Consider the following 19,282-nt stretch of genomic DNA (forward strand, 5'->3'; position numbering starts at 1 on the left):
AAAGGGATGGACACGCGGGTCAAGCACGCATGTGACGAGCTAACCCTTTCCCGCAAACTCCGTCGGCGTCCGTCCCGTCACCTGGCGGAACGCGGCGGAGAACGCCGGCACGCTGGCATAGCCGAGCGACGTGGCGAGCTGCTTCACCGAGACGGTCGCATCCGTCGACAGCCGCTGGATCGCAGCCGCGATGCGGGCGCGCTGGCACCAGCTCTTGAAGCTCAGCTGCGTCTCGCTCGAGAACAGCCGGGACAACGTCCGCGCTGAGGTTCCGACCTCCCGCGCCAGCGTGTCGATGTCGTGCAGGCCGGTGGGATCGTCGAGCACGATCATCGCGGCGCGGCGGCAGCGCGGCTCATGCGGCAGCGGAACGAAGGTCGCGGAATCCTCGGCCTGGTGCAATTCCAGCATCACGAGCCGGACTAGCAGCTCGGTGCGCTCCTCGGTGTTGCGCGTGTCGAACAGCGCCAGGATCGCCTGATTGAGCAGCGGCGAGACCCGCACCACGAATTCCCTGGTCAGGCCGTCATAGCGACGCTCGCGCTTCAGCCAGGACAAGTCGAAGTAAAGCGTGCGCATCTCGATGTCGGCGAGCAGGTCGATGGCGTGCTCGAGCCCGGCGGGTACCCAGACGGCGCGGTCCGGCGGCACCAGCCAGCGCCCCCCGGGCGTCGTGACCTGCATGGTGCCTTTCGCAGCATAGATCAGCTGCGCTTCGCGGTGCAGGTGCGGCTTGATCCGCATGCCCTTGGGATAGTCGCGAGCGACCAGGTGCACGCCCGCGGTCGAGCGATGGTTGCCCCGGACTTCCCTGAGGATTGGCGTTTCCAAGACAGTCATTGGCAGCATTCCGTCATGGGGAGGACATATAACTCATTTCGGAGCAGGAGAGGATTCGCAATGAACAGCCCCGGTCGGGTCATCAGTTTCGTCAACGCAGGCCATTTCATCGACCATTATGCGATGCTGATCTTTGCCGCCGCCGTCATCATCATGGGGCCGGCGCTCGGCATGGCCTATTCGGAACTCCTGCCCTACGCCACGCCGGGCTTCGTCGCCTTTGGTGCCGGCTCGCTGCTGACCGGCTGGCTCGGCGACCGCTGGAGCCGGCGCCACATGATGCTGATCTTCTTCGTCGGCATCGGCGCCTCCATGGTTGCGGTCGGCTTCGTGCAAACGCCGGTGCAGCTCGGCGCGGCGCTGCTCGCGATCGGCATCTTCGCCTCGATCTATCACCCCGTCGGCACCGCCATGATCGTGTCCTATGCCGATAGGCTCGGCCGCGAGATGGGCATCAATGGCGTCTGGGGCAATCTCGGCGTCGCCTCGTCGGCCTTGGTCACCGGCGTGATCGGCCAATACCTCGGCTGGCGCTTCGCCTTCATCGTTCCCGGGGCCGTCACGATCCTCACCGGCATCGCTTTCGCGATGAGCGTCGTGCATGAGGACCGCAAGGGTTCGAAGCAGGCCGCCGCGCAGGCGCGCGTCGCCAAGCGGGACATGTGGCGCGTGATCCTGGCGCTGCTGATCGTCGTGATCGCGATCTCGACGACCTTCAACGCCGTCACCGTGGCGCTGCCGAAACTGTTTGCGGAGCGGCTTGCGGACCTGACCAAGAGCCCGGCGCTGCTCGGGGTCATCGCGGCTTGCGTCTACGTGTTCGGCGCGATGACGCAGTACACGATCGGCCGGCTGCTCGACCGCTATTCGTTGAAGACGGTGGCGCTGCCGCTGTCATTCATGCTGGCGCCGTTCCTGTATCTGGCCGCGAGCCTGAACAATCTGCCGCTGATCCTGGTCTCGATCGGCATCGTGATGGGTGCCTTCGGGCAGGTCACGGTGAACGACGCCATGGTCGGCAAGTACACCACCGAGGAGTGGCGCTCGCGCGCCTACGCCGTGCGCTACTTCGTCGGCTTCACCGCGGCCGGTGCCTCGGTCGGCCTGGTTGCCTGGCTCTACGAGCAGGGCGGCTTCGTCACCATGCTGCACGCCTTTGCCGCGTTGTGCCTGCTCGCAATCGCCGCCGCCTTGATCCTGCCGCGCGAGATCAGGACGCCGCAGACGGCGTGAGGGCGATGCTCCCTCCGCGCGTCATCCCGGGGCGTCGCGCAGCGACGAGCCCGGGTCCATTTGTCCGCACGCTCTGCTGCCCCAGGACTTCCGCGTTCGCGCCTGTCGGGGCGCCGGCATGCCTCCGAGACGCGGCACCCGTTCTCCACCGTCGTCGCGAGGAGCGTAGCGACGGAGCAATCCAGAATCGTTCGGCGGAGAGACTCTGGATTGCTTCGCTGCGCTCAATGACGGGAGGACGTGGGGTGGGGGCCTGGAAGATGGCAGCCCATCCACGCCACCGATGATGCCATCCTGCCAGTGTTTTGCCCGACGGAGCAAGTTTCTTCGGCGGAGCCGAAATCTCGAGCGCTTTCAACGCGTCTCTACTGTGCATGGGGTTGTTTTCGCAGTTTCGTCTTTGCCGTCTCGATCCTGACGCGTGCGGCAGGAACTCCCTGCGCGTCCCGCGGGTTCTGTCCCTGCCGTCCCGACGGTTCGGGGCGGTTGAAGGGGAAACCACACCTGCATGCAGAGCCTGCTCAGACCGATCGTCATTGTCCCTGCAGCGCTCGTCTTCACCACCATGGCGGCTTTTGCCGAGACCGGGAAAGCGGACGGCCCGTCCGAATTCCTGCTGGTGGCGCAGATCGTCCTGCTGATCGCGGTCGGCCGCGGCCTCGGCGAGATCATGATGCGTATCGGCCAGCCCTCCGTCATCGGCGAGCTGCTCGCCGGCATCATCCTCGGGCCGTCGCTGTTCGGCTGGATCTGGCCGGAGGCCCAGCACGCGATCTTCCCCAAGTCGCCCGAGCAGAAGGCGATGATCGACGGCATCGCCCAGTTCGGCATTCTCCTGCTTCTGCTGCTGACCGGCATGGAGACCGACCTCAAGCTGGTCCGGAAGGTCGGCAGGGCCGCGATCGCGATCTCGGTCGCCGGCATCATCGTGCCCTTCGCCTGCGGCTTTGCGCTCGGCGAGTTCCTGCCGGATGCGTTGCTGCCCGATCCGCAGCAGCGCCTTGTCGCGTCGCTGTTCATGGGCACGGCGCTGTCGATCTCCTCGGTGAAGATCGTCGCGGTGGTCGTACGCGAGATGAACTTCATGCGCCGCAATGTCGGCCAGATCATCGTCTCGACCGCCGTGATCGATGACACGATCGGCTGGATCATCATCGCCATCATCTTCAGCCTGGCATCCCACGGCACGCTCGATATCGCCTCGGTCGCCAAGGCCGTGCTGGGGACGCTTGCCTTCCTCGCGGTCAGCTTCACCATCGGCCGCCGCCTGGTGTTTCAGCTGATCCGCTGGGCCAACGACAATCTCGTCAGCGCGGCGCCGGTCATCACCGTGATCCTGCTGCTGATGAGCGTCATGGCCATGATCACGCACCTGATCGGCGTCCACACCGTGCTGGGAGCCTTCGTCGCCGGCATCCTGGTCGGAGAGTCCCCGATCCTGACGCGGCAGATCGACGAGCGGCTGCGCGGGCTGATCTCGAGCTTCTTCATGCCGGTGTTCTTTGGCCTGGCAGGGCTCAGCGCCGACCTCTCGGTGTTGCGCGATCCCAATCTGCTGATGCTCACCGGCCTGCTGGTCGTGATCGCGAGCGTCGGCAAGTTCGGCGGGGCGTTCGTCGGCGGCACCCTCGGCGGGTTGAATGCGCGGGAGTCGCTGGCGCTGGCGAGCGGGATGAACGCGCGCGGCTCGACCGAGGTGATCATCGCCACCATCGGCCTCTCCATCGGCGTGCTCAGCCAGAACCTGTTCACGATGATCGTGACCATGGCGATCGTCACCACGATGGCGATGCCGCCGATGCTGCGCGCGGCGCTGGCCAGGCTGCCGATGAGCAAGGAGGAGAAGGAGCGGCTGGAGCGCGAGGAATTCGAGAAGCGCGGCTTCGTCGCAAATCTCGAGCGCCCCCTGCTGGCGGTGGACGAAAGCGTCAACGCCAGCTTTGCCGCCCACATCGCGGGCCTGATCGCCGGCAAGCGCAACCTGCCGCTCACCGTGCTGCATATCGGCCAGCACGCCAAGGAGCAGGAGAAGGGTAGGGACGAGGAAGAAAGCCACGAAGCCGTGGTGAAGAAGGCCGCAGAAGTCGTGTCCGCTCGCGGCGACGGCGAGGCCGGCAACGTCGATGTCGTCAGCCGGGCGAGGCAGGCGGGGCTCGGCGAGACGATCGCCGACGAAGCGCGCAAGGGCTTCGATCTCCTGGTCGTCGGCATCGACACGGTCGTGACGACGAAGGATCGTTTCGACCGGAGGATCGACGATATCGCGGCGAAGTTCGAAGGGCCGCTCGCGATCGTGGCCGCGAAGGGCAAGCACCTGAAGCAGCCGATGCCCGACGCGCTCAACATCCTCGTTCCGGTTTCGGGCAGCAGTGTCTCCAAGCGCGGTGCCGAGATCGCGGTGGCGCTGGCACAGGCGGGATCAGGTTCGCTCCGGGTGATCTATGTCGCAACGACGCGGGACAAGGGCGCACAGCGCGGGGTTTCCGGCGGCCTGAGCCAGGAGACGGGAATCCTCAAGGACGCGAGCGATCTCGCCGCCCGCTACGACGTCGACATCACCACCACGCTGCGGGTGAACCGGGCGCCGGAGGCGGCGATCCTGCGCGAGATCGACACAACCGACGTCGATCTCGTCGTGATGGGCGTCGACCGCATCCAGGCCGATCACCTCTCCCTCGGCGGCGTTGCCGACGCCGTGCTAAGGCAGTCGAAGGTCTCGGTGCTGCTGGTGTCGAGCGGTGAGGCGCGCCGGACTCCGGCGGAGAAGGGTTAGACGGTGGTGCCGTCGCTCTCCGCAGTGATGATTGTGGTTGACCGCCGTTGTCTATTTCGCCGGCACCGCCTGCACCTTGCGCTTCTTCGACGCCCGCCAGTTCTCGAAGCGCTGCACCACCACGAAGAAGGCCGGAACGAACAGCACTGCGAGGCAGGTCGAGGCAAGCATGCCGGAGAACACGGTAATGCCGATCGACTTGCGCGCGCTTGCGCCTGCGCCGGTCGCCAGCACCAGCGGCACCACGCCGAGGATGAAGGCGAACGAGGTCATCAGAATCGGCCGGAAGCGGGCGCGCGCGGCTTCGATGGCGGACTCCAGGATCGGTCTGCCGTCGCGGCCGTGCAGCTCGAGCCCGACCTCGACGATCAGGATCGCGTTCTTGGCCGACAGCGCGATCAGCAGGATGAGGCCGATCTGGCAATAGAGGTTGTTGTCGATCTTGAGGGCGCTGAGAACCAGCATCGGCCCGAGCAGCGACAGCGGCACGGCGAGGATCACGGAGATCGGCGCATACCAGCTCTCATATTGCCCGGCGAGCACGAGATAGACCAGCAGCATGGCGAGCCCGAACACCCAGTAGATCTGGTTCGAGACCGCCTTCTCCTGATACGACATCGCGGTCCATTCGTAGCCGGTGCCGGGCGGCAGCGTCTTGTCCGCGATCTCCTCCATCAGCTTCAGCGACTGACCGGAGGAATAGCCCTGTGCGGGCAGGCCGATCACGGTCGACGACGGATAGAGATTGTAGAGGCTGATCAGCGATGGTCCGGTGGCGGGCGTGATCTTGGCGACCGTGCCGATCGGAATCATGTCGCCGTTCGAGTTGCGCACCATCATGTTGGCGATGTCGCGCTCGGTGACGCGGAACGCCGGGTCGGCCTGGGTATAGACCTGAAATACGCGGCCGAACTTGTTGAACTGGTTGACGTAGGAGGAGCCGAGATAGGTCGACAATGCCGAGAACACCTGATCCGTCGTCACGTGCAGGGTCTGGGTCTTGACGCGGTCGATCTCGACATTGAATTGCGGCACCGAGGAGCGGAACGAGGACTGCACCCGTTGAAGCGCGCTCTGGCTTTGGGCATTGCTGACCATCGCCCCGGTGATCGCCTGCAGCTTGGCGAAGTCGCTGTTGCCGTCGCGCAGCTCGACCTGCATCGAGAACCCGGCGGCATTGCCGATGCCCTGGATCGGCGGCGGGGGCAGAACGATGGTCCGCGCCTCCATGATGGCCGCGAGCTTGTCGTTCAGCCCGAACACCAACGAGCGCAGATCCTCGCCGGGGCCTTTGCGCGCGTCCCAGTCCTTCAGGATGATGTAGGCGACGCCGGCATTGGCAAGGCTGGCGCTGTTGTCGAGCGCGGAGATGCCGGCAATCGTGATGACCTGCTGGACGCCGGGTGTGTCCTTGATCAGCTCGCTCGCTCTGTCGAGCACGGCTTGCGTCCGCTCCAGCGCGGCGCCGTCGGGCAATTGCACGGCGGCGATCAGATAGCCCTGGTCCTCGATCGGCAGGAAGCCTGTCGGCACCCGCGACAGGCCGTAGCCGCTCGCTCCGATGATCAGCAGCGCGAACGCGACCGAGATGGTGGCGTGTTTGACGAGAAAGGTGATCAGCCTCGTGTAGGCGCGCTCGACGCGATTATAGATCGCGTTGAAGCCGCGATAGAAGAAGTTGCGCTGCTCGGGCGGGACGGCCGGCCGGAGCCAGAGCGCGCATTGCGTCGGCTTCAAGGTCGCCGCGTTGATGGCGGAGAGAAGCGCTGTCGCGGCGATCACCAGCGCGAATTGCGAATAGATGCGTCCCGTGAGTCCTGCAAGGAACGAGGCCGGCAGGAACACCGAGATCAGCACCAGCGTGATGCCGACGATCGGCGCGAACAGCTGGTCCATCGCCCTGATCGCGGCGTCGTGGCCGTTCATGCCCTGCTCGATGTTGTGCGCTGCGCCTTCGACCACGACGATGGCGTCGTCGACCACGATGCCGATCGCGAGCACGATCGCGAACAGCGTCGACATGTTGATGGTGAAGCCGAGCGCCGCCATCGCGGCAAAGGCGCCAATGATGGTCACCGGCACGGTGGTCGCCGGCACGAGCATCGCGCGCCAGTCCTGCAAGAATATCAGGATCACGACCAGCACGAGCAGGCCCGCCTCGATCAGCGTCGTGTAGACCTCGTGCACCGAGGCCTCGACGAATTTGGTGGTGTCGAACGGCGTGTCGTACTTGATGCCCTCGGGGAAGCGTTTGGCAAGTTCGGCCATCTTCTTCTCGACGGCATTCTCGACCTGGAGCGCGTTGGCACCGGGTGACTGGAACACGCCGATGCCGACGGCCGGCTGCTTGTTGAGCGAGAAGATCTGGTTGTACGTCTGCGCGCCCAGTTCGACCCAGCCGACGTCGCGCACCCGCGTGACGTCGCCGCTGCTGCCCGATTTGACGATGATGTTCTCGAACTGACTGGTGTCGTCGAGCCGTCCGTTGACATTGAGCGTGTACTGGAACGCCTGTCCTGGCGGGGTCGGCGGCGCGCCGACCTGGCCGGCCGAGACCTGCTGGCTCTGCTGCTGGATTGCCTGGATGACATCCTGCGGCACGAGGCCGCGCACTTGCAGCTTGTTCGGATCGAGCCAGACTCGCATCGAATATTGGCCGGCGCCGAACACGGTGACGTTGCCGACGCCGGGAAGGCGAGAGAGCTCGTCGCGGATGTTGATGGTGGCGTAATTGCTCAGGTAAAGGCTGTCGTACCTGGAATCCGGCGAGGTCAGCGTCACGAACAGGAGGATCGAGGTCGATCGCTTCTGCACGGTGACGCCCTGGTTCTGCACCGCCTGCGGCAGCTGGGACAATGCGCTTGAGACGCGGTTCTGCACCAGCACCTGCGCGAAGTTGAGGTCGGTGCCGATCTTGAATGTCACGGTAAGCGTGTAGGTGCCGTCCGCAGCGCTGTAGGACTGCATGTACAGCATGTCTTCGACGCCGTTGACCTGCTGCTCAATCGGCAACGCCACGGTGTCGATCACGGTCTTGGCGCTGGCGCCGGGATAGCGCGTGGTGACCTGCACGGTCGGCGGCACCACGTCGGGATATTGCGCGATGGCAAGGTTGAACAGAGCGACACCGCCGATCAGGATCATCAGCAGCGCGATGACGTTCGAGAGGACGGGCCGCTCGATGAAGAACTTCGAGATCATGGCTGGCGCTCCTACTTGGCAGACGCCTGCGGCTGCTCGATCTTGGTCACCTGCGGGTCGATCTTCTGGCCCGGGATGACGCGCAAGAGCCCTGCGACCACCACGCGGTCGTCCGGCTTCAGACCGTTTTCGATCACGCGCAGGCCGTTGTCGACGGGGCCGATCTGCACCTTGCGCTGCTCGACGATATTGTCGCCGTTGACCACCAGCAGATAGCGGCCGCCCTGGTCGCTGCCGAGCGCGGTGTCGGGAACCAGGAGGGCGCTCTTCTCCTGCTCGAACGGCACGCGGACCCGGACGAAATAGCCGGGCAGCAGCACCCGCTTCTGGTTCGGAACGAGGCCGCGGACCGCCAGCGTGCCGGTCGATTGATTGAGCGTCGGCGAGACGTAGTCGAGATGCCCCTGGTACGGGTAGCCGGTGTCGGTCTGGAGGCCGATCTGGATAGGAAACTCCTTGAGGTTGGCGGGTGTCATCCCGCGGCGTGCCGCTTCGGCGCGAATGCGCAGGACGTCCTGCTCGTTAACGGTGAAGTTTACGTAGATCGGATCCATCGCCACGATGGTGGCGAGCTGGGTCGGCGACGAAACGCCGACGAGCTCTCCGATCGAGACCATGTGCGCGCTGACGATGCCGTCGAACGGCGCCGTCACCTTGGTGTAGCCGTAGTTCACCTCGGCGAGTTTCGTATTGGCCTGGGCCTGTTGCAGATTGGCCTGGGCGTTGTCGCGGTTGGATGTCGAGGTGTCGAGCGTGGCCTGCGAGACGGCCTGCCGCTGCACCAGCTCCGCCTGCCGCTTGTAGTCGGCTTCCGCCTGACGGAGCGAGGCCTGCGCGCCGGCCTCGGCCGCCTGCGCCTGCTCGAGCTTGAGCTTGTAGGTCTCCGGCTCGATCGTGAACAGCTGCGTGCCCTGCTTCACGAACGTGCCGTCCTGGTAGTCGATCGATTGCAGGAAGCCCTGCACGCGCGCGACGAGATCGACGCTTTTGACCGGAGCGGTGTTTCCGGTGGACTCGATATAGCGCGTGACCGGGCGCTGCACCGGCGTCGCCACGTCGACCTTCGGCGGTGGCGGTGCCACGAAGGTGTTCTTGTCCTCGCAACCGGCGAGCGCAATCACGGCAATTGCCGCTGCCAAGCCTCGTGCCAAGGCTCGCCCGGCATGTCTCCGCACTCTATTGCATCGTGCGAGAGATGCGGGATTCGCGCGCGTCATTCGGTAGCCCCCGATTGCTGTCTGTCGGTGCGGCAGGCTAGCAACAAATGGGCGGCCTTGGAACACCATAGCCATGGCAGTCACAGGCCTTGCACTGCAAACGGTCGTGTGGCCTTTGACAGATTTGTCGTGACCAACGCTTTTCACCGGGCTCACGATCGGCCTGACCGCACCGATAATTATCGGATCGCTTTGCGCATTATGAGGTTACATTCCGGCCCCAGCCCGGCTGGTGCGCATGCCACGCGGCGAGCACATCCTTCTCTTCGTCCGCGGTGAGCCCGACGACCGGGCCGCCGCCGGCGAGGAGCCAGTGAAGCGTGTCGCGCGCGGTGGCGGCCACCGGTCGCGAGGTCAATCCGGCCGCGCGAGCCGGGGAGGTGTCGCGTGTCAGGAATCCGGCATAGTCCGGCAATGGCAGCCACATCGGCAGCGATCGCGGACCTGCCCAGCGCCGCACATCATGCGCTTCCAGAAAGGCACGGTCGATCCAGGTGAACGTGCAGGACGTGTTCAGCGCGGATGCGCATTCGCTCAGGAATTCGCCGCGCGTGCGAGTTGGCCCAATTCCGTCATAGATGCCGGTGAGGTGAATCTCGGCCGCATCGACGATCCATTGCGCGAGATCACGCACGTCGATGAACTGGACGGCATCCTCGGGCGATCCCGGCGCCAGCACCTCGCCGCCCTGCGCAAGACGCGCCGGCCAGTACGCGAAACGTCCTGTCGGGTCCTCCGGTCCGGCGATCAGGCCGGCGCGGCAGATGAAGGCGTCGCCACCGACCGCTTGCTCACAGGCAACCTTGGCGGCGCCATAGATGGCGTCGGTGCTGTGCTCGATCTCCGCCCCAACCGGCTCGCGCAGCGGCGCCGTGTCGGCGCGTTGCCCCGGGATCCGGTTGTCCGCATAGACACTGATCGTCGACACAAAGGTCCAATGCACGTCCGGTCGCTTCAGCGTGGCGACCGCGCGACGGACCTGGCCGGGCCGGCGCGAGACATCCACCACGGCGTCGAAGGTCTCAGCCGCGAGCGGGGCGAGACCGTCGGCGGCGTCGCGGTCGATCCGCACGAAGCGCGCGCCCGCGGCAATCGGCCCCGCAAGGCCGCGAGCTGCACAGGTCACGTCATGACCGGCAGCGCAGGCATGCGCGGCGATTGCCCGGCCGAGAAACTGGCTGCCGCCGAGAATGAGGAAGCGCATGGAGGGGCCCGTGCCGCCGATGAGATGAGGAGATTACAACGTCCGGTATCGGTTGCAACCGATCCATCAACGCGCCCTGATCTCCGCGTAACTCGTCATCGCGCGCTCGAACTTCCTGTTGAACAGCCACATCGCAGCGAAGATCTCGCGGTAGCTTGCCGAGCTGCGCGCCCGGTCGGCCTGTCCGAAGGCGAAGATGCTGTTGTTGCGCAGATACTTCATGACCGTTGGACTTGACACCCTGTAGTTCAGGAGATCGCCCGATCTCAGCGCGGACCGCGTCGGGGTCGGCACGATCTGGATCAACTGGAACAGCTTCATCTGGTCGATCGGGTCGGGCAGCGTCTTCACGATTCCGGGTATCTCACGGAACAGGTCAGCGTGCGCGTTCATCAGGCCATTGCGCACGTTGGTCCAGTGGTTGAAGCGGTGATCGGTGCCGCGGGCCCGGGCCTCTTCCTTGTCGTCTCGCGCACTCAGCGCCGGATCCAACGCGGCGACGTCCGACTTGATCTTCTCCCATTTCCTGCGGCCGTTGCGGTCTTCGGAGGGGCCGGTCTGGAAGCTGCCCATATAGGTGTTCGAGCGCGCATTGCGGACGTTCTGCTTGCCGTTGGTCTCGGCAAAGAACAATCCGAGACTGATGCGACCGGCCGTCTCGGCATGTTCAGGCGCGAGCCCCTTTGCGCGCGCGATCGCAACGGCGAGATCGACGACGTCCTTGACCGGCGTCGGCGAGTTTTGCGCGCCCGGAGGCGGCGCTTCCATGATGTCGAACAGCTTGCCGTACTCGTCGACCAGCGGCTCGATATCGGCATCGAAATAGGCCGGCGGAATCTCGAACTTGTTGGGCCGGCCGATGCGCGACGGCATGACGTCGGTGAGATCCTTGTAGGTGCTGATGACGGCGACACGGGCGAGATATAGCGCCTGTCCCGGCAGATTCGGCAGCGGCTCCTTCGCCTCGATCTGACGCCGCCGCTCCGAGAGGATGGCTTTGAAATCGCCTAGCGCGCGGTCATAGGCGGTGAGTGCCTCGGATTGCCTGGCTGTGAGCGCGGGCTGTTGTCCGTTCGCGGGCGCTGAGATGAAGAAGGCAATAGCCGCAAGGGCTGCAAGACGTCTGGATCCCATGGCCGGTTCCCTGTCGATTCGAGGCCAGCGAGATCGTAAGCACTGGATAAGAGGGCTGGCGAGATGCAAATCCCGCTCAGCCGCAATTCTTACGCGGCGCGATAGTCCGGCGCGGAAGCCAGGAACTTGGCATAGACATCCGCGTCCGGCGGCAGGAAGCGCCCAGCGAGTCCTTTACGCTTCTGGGTCTTCGTGCCGATGTCGGCCATCAGCTCGTCGAAATGGCGATAGTGATAGGGCGCGACGCACAGGCCGCCATAGACGCCGGCGGCCGGCCGCTCGACGCGCCTGAAATGCAGCATCATCTCGATGTTGTCGCGCATCGCTTGTGCCGTCGGCTGGTTGGCGAGCTGGCCGTCGGCGTAGCGCACCAGCCAGTTGGCGGCGAGGTCGGCGCAGAGCACGGTGCAGAATGACGAGTTGAAGCCGACGAAGCCCATGTCAGGCAGGTCAGGACTGGCGATCAGGCGATAGAGCCGGTACTGCCCGTCACCATCGACGAGTTTCTGTCTGTAAGCTTCGGGCAGGAAGGGCACGCCGAGCTTGTAACCGATCGCGAGCACCGCGATGTCTGCACCGACGCGCTCGCCGCCGCTCATCACGATGCTGTCGCCGTCATAACGATCGAAGGTGCCGAACACCGCCTTGATGCGGCCGTCGGCGACCATCGGATAGAAGCCCGGCGTTGCGATCGGCACCGAGCAGTTGACGCCGTCCTCGATCCGCTCGTTCGGCACCATCTTGCATTGCTTCAGCTTGAGCTGGGCCTTCAACAGACTCTCCAGGCCGCGCCAGTTCGCCCAGACCAGCGGCGCAGCGATGCGATGGGCAAGTCGTGACGTCGCGCTGATGCCCCATCCCGGAAACATCTCCTCCTGCGCGCGGATGTAGAGGATGCGTTTGAAGTTCACGAGGCCGCCGATGAAATAAGGGATGCGCCAGACCGGTTCGCGCATCACGATCGTGACCTCGCGCGCGCCCGATTTCACCGCGTTCACCGCGATGTCGGTTGCGGACTTGGATCCGCCGAGCACGACGACGCGTCGCCCTTTCGCCAGCGCCGGATCGCTGTATTTCGACGAGTGCAGAATCTGGCCTCCCTGCGCCAGGAAGGCGTCCTCGCCAGGGCAATGTAGCTCGCGCGGCTCGTTGAACTGCCCGGTGCAGACCGCGACGAAATCGAAGTCTTCGTTCGTGGTCGCGCCGTCCCTGTTTCTCAGCGCGAGCGTCCAGCCCGGCCTGCCGTCGGCGCGGCGAGCCATGCCGGCAACCTGTGTGTCGAGCCGCAGCATGCGGTCGAGACCGAAGCTCTTCGCGTAGTCGGCGAGGTAGGCATGGACCTGCGGCCCGGTCGGCCATTCCGGATAGGCGTCCGGCATGGCGCGATCGGTGTAGCGGTAGAGCTCCTTCGGGCTCTGCGTCTGCACGTCAGGATATGAGCGCGCCGGCTCCCAGACGCCGCCGAGATCGCTGCTGCGCTCGACGATGATGACGCGGTGGCCGTGGGTGGAGAACGCTTTTGCGGCGGCAAGGCCGGAGACGCCGGCGCCGATCACGCAGACATGCTTGAGGCTGACCATGGGTTGGCTCGCAATCGATGTGTTTCGCGCGCATGCGGCCACGTTCGGCCGCAGGGCGCGGCCGGCCGAGCTGCAAGCGGATGAAAGTGGACGGGGAAGCCGGCCGCCTAGTCGTTGGCCTCGGGCGGCAGGAAGTCGACCTCGTGCAGCGCGGAGATGCGCACGACCTCTGCGGGATCGGTCAGGTTGTGCAGCTGATTGAACAGCGCCTCCAGCTTTTGCATCGGCGAGACCCAGAACAGTGCCCGGCACGGCTTGTCGGACTTGTTGAAATAGCCGTGCGGGATTCCGCGGGGCATGCGCACGAGATCGCCCGCATGGGCCTTGACCCATTGACCATCGAGCTTGAGATCGAGGGTGCCTTCCTGCACCAGGATAAACTCGTCCTGGGTCGGATGGATGTGCACCGGCACGAACTGGCCGGGATCGCTGTTGGTCTCGAACGCAAAGGTGGAGTCGGTGACGGCCTTCGGGAAATAGACTTGGCCCAGGATGTTCCAGCTTTTGCCGCCGTAGCCCGTGCCGTTTGCAGTAATGCCCTTTTCGAGTGCAGTCATGCTCACCTCCTCATGGATACCGGCAAGGACGGAGCTTCGCCAGCGGTGAGCCGTCTGTCTATCCGATAAACGAATCCCGGCACGGCTGTTGCCATGCAGCACGGAATTTCAGGGGCGCGACCCTTTCCGCATCCGCGAAACTATTATAGGCTTAAAGCAATTCGAGACGCGAAGCGTGGCCGATCATGTCCGCAGCCGTGCTGGAAATGAGCGCAAGGGCGCCCGCAGCCGAGCGGCTCGCGGCCTTCGCCCGCGTCACCACGGATGACGTTGACGAGGCCGCGGAGCAGATCGGGCGCATCTTCTGCCCGCACGATCTCAAGCCGGAGCGGGCGCGAGCGGCCGGCTTCTCCGCCCGGCACAATTGTGCGGCCTTCGACGGCTTCTCCATCAACTACGTGGCCTATGGCGGATCGGTGAGCATCGATCCGGGCTGCCTCGAGCGCTTCTTCCTGGTGCAGATTCCGCTGGCGGGCAGCGCCCGTATTCGTTCAGGCGTCGGCGAGTTCGATGTCGTGCCGGACCGCGCCGCGTCGCTGTTGTCGCCGACCATCCCGACCCGGATGATGTGGAGCGATTGCGCGCAGGCGATCCTGCTGCTCGACCGCCGCATGGTCGAGCAACGCGCCGCGGCGCTGTCGGGCAGAACGGCCGGCACGGTCGAATTCGATCCGGTGATCGACCTGGACGCGCCGTCCGGGCGGGGCTTGCAGGCCAGCCTTGCCGGGCTGATGAATCTCGCCGAGCGTTTTGGTCCTTCCGGCCGGCTTTCGCCGGTTGCCATGGCCGACTGGCGGGAGCTGCTGCTGGATCATCTCCTCAACGGGCAGCGGCATGGCTTGTCTGATGCGATCAGGACGTTCTCAGGGCAGGCAGAGCGCCTGCCGCGTGCGCTCCGTGCCGCGCGCGACCATCTGGCGGATCATGCCGGCGAGCCGCTCGATCTCGGTGAGCTCGCTTGCGTGTCCGGCATTGGCATCCGCGCGCTCCAGCTCGGCTTCCGCCGTCACTTCGGCGTCTCGATTTCGGAGATGCTGCTCGACATGCGCCTCGCGAGCCTGCACGCGCGCCTCGCGCAGGCCGCACCCGATGCCTCCATCACCGACATCGCCTTCGATCTCGGCTTCACCCATCTCGGCCGCATGGCCGGCGCCTACCGCGAAAAATTCGGCGAGACGCCGTCGGCGACACTGCGGCGGAGGATGAGCTAGCTTACCGACCCAGGCCAGTTCCGCGACTGCACCACGCTGCTCACGAATTAACGTGTACGAAATCGCGCAGCAGCGGATAAATCTCGTTGTTCCAGCGCTTGCCGGAGAACACGCCGTAATGGCCGACGCCGGCCTGCATGTGGTGGACGCGCCGATAGGCGCGCACGCCCGTGCAGAGGTCCTGCGCGGCCAGCGTCTGCCCGATCGAGCAGATGTCGTCCTTTTCGCCTTCGACCGTCATCAGGCCCATGCGGTTGACCGCCTTTGTGTTCACGGGGCGGCCGCGATGCATCAGTTTGCCCTGCGGCAGGAGGTGCTCCTGGAACACGTCGCGCACGGTCTCGATGTAGAACTCCGCCGGAAGATCCATCACCGCGAAATATTCGTCGTAGAAAGTCTTGATCGTCGCGGCCTTCTCCGTCTCGCCCTTGGCGATGTGGTTGGCGAGATCGAGATGCTGCTTGATGTGGCGCTCCAGATTCATCGAGACGAAGGCGGTGAGCTGAACGAAGCCGGGGTAGACCTTGCGGAGCGCGCCGCGGCACTGCACCGGCACGTAGTTGATCAGATTGCGCTCGAACCACTCGATCGGCCGGCTCTTGGCGAATTCGTTGACCCTGGTCGGCTGGATCCGCGTGTCGATCGGCCCGGCCATCAGCGTCAGCGTCGCCGGCCGCGCGGGATGATTGTCCTCGCACATGATCGCGGCGGCCGCGAGAGCCGACACCGACGGCTGGCAGATCGCAACCATATGCGGGCGGGGGCCGAGCTGCCCGAGGAAATCGATCAGGTGCTCGGTGTAGTCGTCGAGCCCGAAGCGGCCTTCGCTGCGCGGAATGTCGCGCGGATTGTGCCAGTCGGTGATGTAGACGTCGTGGTCCTGGAGCAGCGTCTTCACGGTGCCGCGTAGCAGCGTCGCGAAGTGGCCGGACATCGGCGCCACCAGCAGCATGCGCGGCTGCTCGCCCACGCCCTCCTTTCTGAAGTGCAGCAGTGAACCGAACGGAGTTGCGTAGGCGATCTCCTCGGTGACGGCGGCCTCGCGGTTGCCCACCATGACGCTGTCGATGCCGTAGGCGGGACGGTCATAAGTGAGGGTGGAGCGCGAGATCAGCTCCAACGCCGCCGACAGCCGGCCGATGACCTGATCGGACGCGCCCTGCGGCACCAGGTTGAGGAATTTGAGCGCAGACGAAGCCCCCGCCCGCCACGGCGCCGTCAGGTCCATGTGGTTCTGAAAGGCCTGATAATACATCGACATCATACTGAAATGCCCATCCGTCCCCTGCTGCCATGCAATAAGGACGCCAGACGACAGTCGCGGCCTCCCAAACTGGCACGTCGCTTGCTGCTTATGCCGCGGCAAGCGCGGGCCGCGGGCAACCGGGCCGATGTCGGGACGAGGGAAGGGGCCATATGGCGAAGGCGACACTGACCATCAGCAGCAAGAATTACTCGTCCTGGTCGCTGCGTGGCTGGCTGCTGACGAAATTCTCCGGGCTGGATTTCGAGGAGATCGTCACCGCACCGGATGATGCGTCAGCGCGCGCCGAGATCCTGCTGCTGTCGTCGTCCATCCTGGTGCCGTGCCTGCGGCACGAGGGCGCCGTGGTCTGGGATACGCTGGCGATTGCCGAATATCTCAACGAGGTGATGCCGGACGCCGGGCTGTTGCCGGCCGACCGCATTCAGCGCTCGCATTGCCGCTCGATCTCGGGCGAAATCCATTCCGGCTTCACCACGCTCCGAGCCTCGCTGCCGGTCAACCTGAAGGGACACTTTCCCGGCTTCAAGATCTGGTCCCGGGCACAGGCCGACATCGACCGGGTCTGGTTCATCTGGCGCGACTGCCTGGAGAAATCCGGCGGCCCCTTCCTGTTCGGTGCGCAGCGCACCATGGCGGATGCCATGTACGCCCCGGTGGTGACGCGCTTCGTGACCTATGACGTCAAGCTCGCGCCGCCGCTGCAGGCCTATGCCGACACCATCATGGCGATGCCGGAGATGCAGGAATGGGTCGCGGCGGCGAGGGAGGAGCCGGCCGAGATCGAGGAACTCGAGGTCGAATATTAGGCAGGTGCTGCGCAGCCCTGCCTGTTTCGGCAGCCGAAGTCCTCCCGAGGCAGCCCGGATAGCTCCACCCTTGCGACGATTAACCTTTGGAGCCGGGGCCAGGCTTGGGCGATCCCCCGCGCCGCAGAGATGTTGTGCGTGCCTGCGGAGCCGTCGCGACATCTAGCCGTGAACAGGCGCGTACACGGCGCTTCCGCTGATTCGGACGCGATTCGTTCGGCCCGCGTTCCGGAGGTTAAGCCGGAGCGCGGCGCCGTCGCATTTTGAAACAGAAACTGCCTTCAGGCGGCCCCGCGCTGCTTCACGCGCGGCAGGCGCCAGCCGATCACGGTTGCTTCGACCGCAATGCCGGCCTCATGGTTCTGCCAGCGTCCCTCGACATAACGGCAGGCGAACGGCAGCTGATACGTTCCGCTGTGATCCTCGCATAGCACTTCGAGTGGCAGGCCTGGCGGTGGTTCTCCGGCGCCATCGAATTCCGCCAAACGTCTATCGCGCGTTGCCATTCCAATATTCTCCCCTAAACAAAGCCGCGGATAGAGCGCCCACTTCTTTCCGCGCGCGGATCATCGTTCCCCGTCCGAGGGAACAAGCGCAAGCTCACCGCGAGAATGCGGTACGAGTGTGGTAGCGTCGCGTGGCCGTGCACAAACAGTGCACATTGCCGTGAACGATTGGATGAGGAACCTTCATGCTGCTTCGAGGACCCGGCATTTGTTTCGCAATGTTGCTGCTCGTCACGCAGGTAGCCCTGCCTGTGCACGCGCAGGACGTGCCTGGCATCGAGATCTGCACGGTCGAGAAGACCATGGAGCGGCGTACCAGCTGTCTTCAGAGCAACGTAGATTTCCTGCAGAAGACCATCACCAAGCTCAATCTCGATCACCAGCAGAAGCTGGATGCTGCGGGTCGCCAGATCGATGCGCTGAAGACGAGCCTCGCCGGCATGCAGAAGACGCTCGCCGATCTTCAGGCCGCGCAGGCGAAGTTCGCCGACGATCTGAAGAAGAAGCAGGACGCGGCGCCCGCGAAGGACGGGAAGTAAGCGGCGATCACGTCACGCGATAGCACTCCATCACGCCACGATCCGGCTCATAGCCGAGCCCCGGGCCTGTCGGCACGGCGACATGTCCGGTGGCATCGCTGTCCGCTCGGCCGCCCCAAAGGCAAGCTTCGCGCTTGAGATAAAATATCTCGACCAGACCATCGTCACGTGTCGCGAGCAGGTGCAGCGTGGCCAGCAGGCCCGGACCGAAATACGGCGAATGCGGGACGATCTTGATGCCGCGCCGATCGGCCAGCGCGGCGACCTTCAGGAATTCGCTGATGCCGCCGACCTTGATCACCGAGGGCTGGGCGTGGCTCACCGCGCCCGCTTCCATCATCTGGCGGAATTGATATTCGGTGCAGGCGTTCTCGCCGGCAGCAATGCCGAGGCCACCCTGGTCGCGCACCTCGGCAAGCGTGGCAAAGTCTTCCGGCGGCCAGACCGGCTCCTCCAGAAACATCGGTTGCGCATCCCGGCATGTCTTCGCGAACGCGATCGCCTGCTCGCCGGTGAGTGGACAGTTCATGTCGACCATCAGCGGAATCTCTGGCCCGATCGCTTCGCGCGCGGCAAACACCGCCGGCGCCGTCGTCTCGTGCAGCTTGATCGCGCCATAGCCGAGCGCGAGCGCCTTCCTGCATTCACTGGCGATGTTGTCGGGCGAGCCGATCCGTAACAGGCTCGCGTAGGCCGGGATCGCCGTGCGCCTGATCTCGCCGAGCAGGCGATGCAGGGGAACGCCCTCGATCTTCGCAGCCAGGTCCCACAATGCGATATCGAGCCCGGAGATCGCGAACATGGTGATGCCGTAGCGGCCGAACAAATGCAGATTGCGCTGGATCTGCTCCATCGCGGCGGGAATGCCGGCCGCGTCGGGCACCTTCAGTCCGTGGGCCTGCGGCGCGATCATCTCCTCGACGGCGCTGCGCGTGGTGCGCGGGCAGACATAGGCGAAGGCATCGCCCCAGCCGGTCAATCCGGAATCGGTCGTGACCTCCACGAGCACCATATCGAGCGCGGAAATGGCCGAAGCGCCCTGGCGGAAGCTCGCGACACCGGCGTCATAGGGAATGCGGATATGGTGCGCCCGCACATCGGTGATTTCCATGATCCGGTTCCTCTTTCTCGTGAGCGGTTTCTAGGAGTGTAGCCACGAACGCCGGGGCGTTGCCAGTGGCTATTCCGGGACTATCCTCATGCAAAGGATAGCA

At 64.9% G+C, this 19,282-nt stretch carries 15 protein-coding genes; 5 read left to right on the forward strand and 10 right to left on the reverse strand.

The genetic code is table 11. The annotated features are described in order from the left end of the window. Positions 1 to 39: 39 nt before the first annotated feature. On the reverse strand, positions 40 to 840 hold the full coding sequence (locus ASG57_RS13715; protein ID WP_057196666.1) for an AraC family transcriptional regulator: 801 nt from the start codon (positions 838 to 840) through the stop codon (positions 40 to 42). A 60-nt stretch (positions 841 to 900) separates the two neighbouring features. Between ASG57_RS13715 and ASG57_RS13720 the strand changes: the two genes are divergently transcribed. Together ASG57_RS13720 and ASG57_RS13725 are read left to right on the forward strand one after the other, a co-directional pair. Next, complete coding sequence (locus ASG57_RS13720) at positions 901 to 2,073, forward strand: MFS transporter (RefSeq protein WP_057196530.1); 1,173 nt, start codon at positions 901 to 903, stop codon at positions 2,071 to 2,073. 508 nt (positions 2,074 to 2,581) lie between these two features. Further along, positions 2,582 to 4,846 carry a cation:proton antiporter domain-containing protein gene (locus ASG57_RS13725; RefSeq protein ID WP_057196531.1) on the forward strand — a complete coding sequence of 755 codons (2,265 nt, stop codon included), beginning with the start codon at positions 2,582 to 2,584 and terminating at the stop codon, positions 4,844 to 4,846. A 51-nt stretch (positions 4,847 to 4,897) separates the two neighbouring features. Here ASG57_RS13725 and ASG57_RS13730 read toward each other — a convergent pair whose 3' ends face one another. From ASG57_RS13730 to ASG57_RS13755, 6 genes are all read right to left on the reverse strand, one after another. Then, a complete protein-coding gene (locus tag ASG57_RS13730) occupies positions 4,898 to 8,047 on the reverse strand; it encodes an efflux RND transporter permease subunit (protein ID WP_057196532.1) in 3,150 nt (1,049 codons plus the stop codon). An 11-nt stretch (positions 8,048 to 8,058) separates the two neighbouring features. Beyond that, positions 8,059 to 9,264, reverse strand: coding sequence for an efflux RND transporter periplasmic adaptor subunit (locus ASG57_RS13735; RefSeq protein WP_057196533.1), 1,206 nt, complete (start codon positions 9,262 to 9,264; stop codon positions 8,059 to 8,061). 199 nt (positions 9,265 to 9,463) lie between these two features. Beyond that, positions 9,464 to 10,468 (reverse strand): NAD-dependent epimerase/dehydratase family protein, encoded by a 1,005-nt coding sequence (locus ASG57_RS13740; protein WP_057196534.1) that lies wholly within the window; start codon positions 10,466 to 10,468, stop codon positions 9,464 to 9,466. 66 nt (positions 10,469 to 10,534) lie between these two features. Beyond that, positions 10,535 to 11,602: a hypothetical protein gene (locus ASG57_RS13745; protein WP_057196535.1), complete on the reverse strand. Its 1,068-nt coding sequence runs from the start codon at positions 11,600 to 11,602 to the stop codon at positions 10,535 to 10,537. Positions 11,603 to 11,691: 89 nt separating this feature from the next. Beyond that, positions 11,692 to 13,182 (reverse strand): flavin-containing monooxygenase, encoded by a 1,491-nt coding sequence (locus ASG57_RS13750; protein WP_057196536.1) that lies wholly within the window; start codon positions 13,180 to 13,182, stop codon positions 11,692 to 11,694. A gap of 107 nt (positions 13,183 to 13,289) precedes the next feature. Beyond that, on the reverse strand, positions 13,290 to 13,739 hold the full coding sequence (locus tag ASG57_RS13755; protein WP_024339447.1) for a cupin domain-containing protein: 450 nt from the start codon (positions 13,737 to 13,739) through the stop codon (positions 13,290 to 13,292). Positions 13,740 to 13,924: 185 nt separating this feature from the next. Here ASG57_RS13755 and ASG57_RS38685 point away from each other — a divergent pair, with 185 nt between their 5' ends. Beyond that, complete coding sequence (locus tag ASG57_RS38685) at positions 13,925 to 14,950, forward strand: AraC family transcriptional regulator (protein WP_057196537.1); 1,026 nt, start codon at positions 13,925 to 13,927, stop codon at positions 14,948 to 14,950. Between the two features lie 40 nt (positions 14,951 to 14,990). Here ASG57_RS38685 and ASG57_RS13765 read toward each other — a convergent pair whose 3' ends face one another. Continuing rightward, positions 14,991 to 16,214 (reverse strand): polyhydroxyalkanoate depolymerase, encoded by a 1,224-nt coding sequence (locus ASG57_RS13765; protein ID WP_156402675.1) that lies wholly within the window; start codon positions 16,212 to 16,214, stop codon positions 14,991 to 14,993. Between the two features lie 152 nt (positions 16,215 to 16,366). Here ASG57_RS13765 and ASG57_RS13770 point away from each other — a divergent pair, with 152 nt between their 5' ends. Continuing rightward, positions 16,367 to 17,023, forward strand: coding sequence for a glutathione S-transferase family protein (locus tag ASG57_RS13770; protein WP_057196538.1), 657 nt, complete (start codon positions 16,367 to 16,369; stop codon positions 17,021 to 17,023). 281 nt (positions 17,024 to 17,304) lie between these two features. Here the strand turns inward: ASG57_RS13770 and ASG57_RS13775 are convergent, their stop codons facing one another. Further along, complete coding sequence (locus ASG57_RS13775) at positions 17,305 to 17,529, reverse strand: hypothetical protein (protein WP_024339451.1); 225 nt, start codon at positions 17,527 to 17,529, stop codon at positions 17,305 to 17,307. Between the two features lie 185 nt (positions 17,530 to 17,714). Here ASG57_RS13775 and ASG57_RS13780 point away from each other — a divergent pair, with 185 nt between their 5' ends. Further along, on the forward strand, positions 17,715 to 18,068 hold the full coding sequence (locus ASG57_RS13780) for a hypothetical protein (RefSeq protein ID WP_057196539.1): 354 nt from the start codon (positions 17,715 to 17,717) through the stop codon (positions 18,066 to 18,068). A 7-nt stretch (positions 18,069 to 18,075) separates the two neighbouring features. Here the strand turns inward: ASG57_RS13780 and ASG57_RS13785 are convergent, their stop codons facing one another. Then, positions 18,076 to 19,179: a mandelate racemase/muconate lactonizing enzyme family protein gene (locus ASG57_RS13785; RefSeq protein WP_057196540.1), complete on the reverse strand. Its 1,104-nt coding sequence runs from the start codon at positions 19,177 to 19,179 to the stop codon at positions 18,076 to 18,078. Positions 19,180 to 19,282: the final 103 nt, after the last annotated feature.

It is taken from the genome of Bradyrhizobium sp. Leaf396 (genome assembly GCF_001424605.1).
Taxonomy (GTDB): domain Bacteria; phylum Pseudomonadota; class Alphaproteobacteria; order Rhizobiales; family Xanthobacteraceae; genus Bradyrhizobium; species Bradyrhizobium japonicum_C.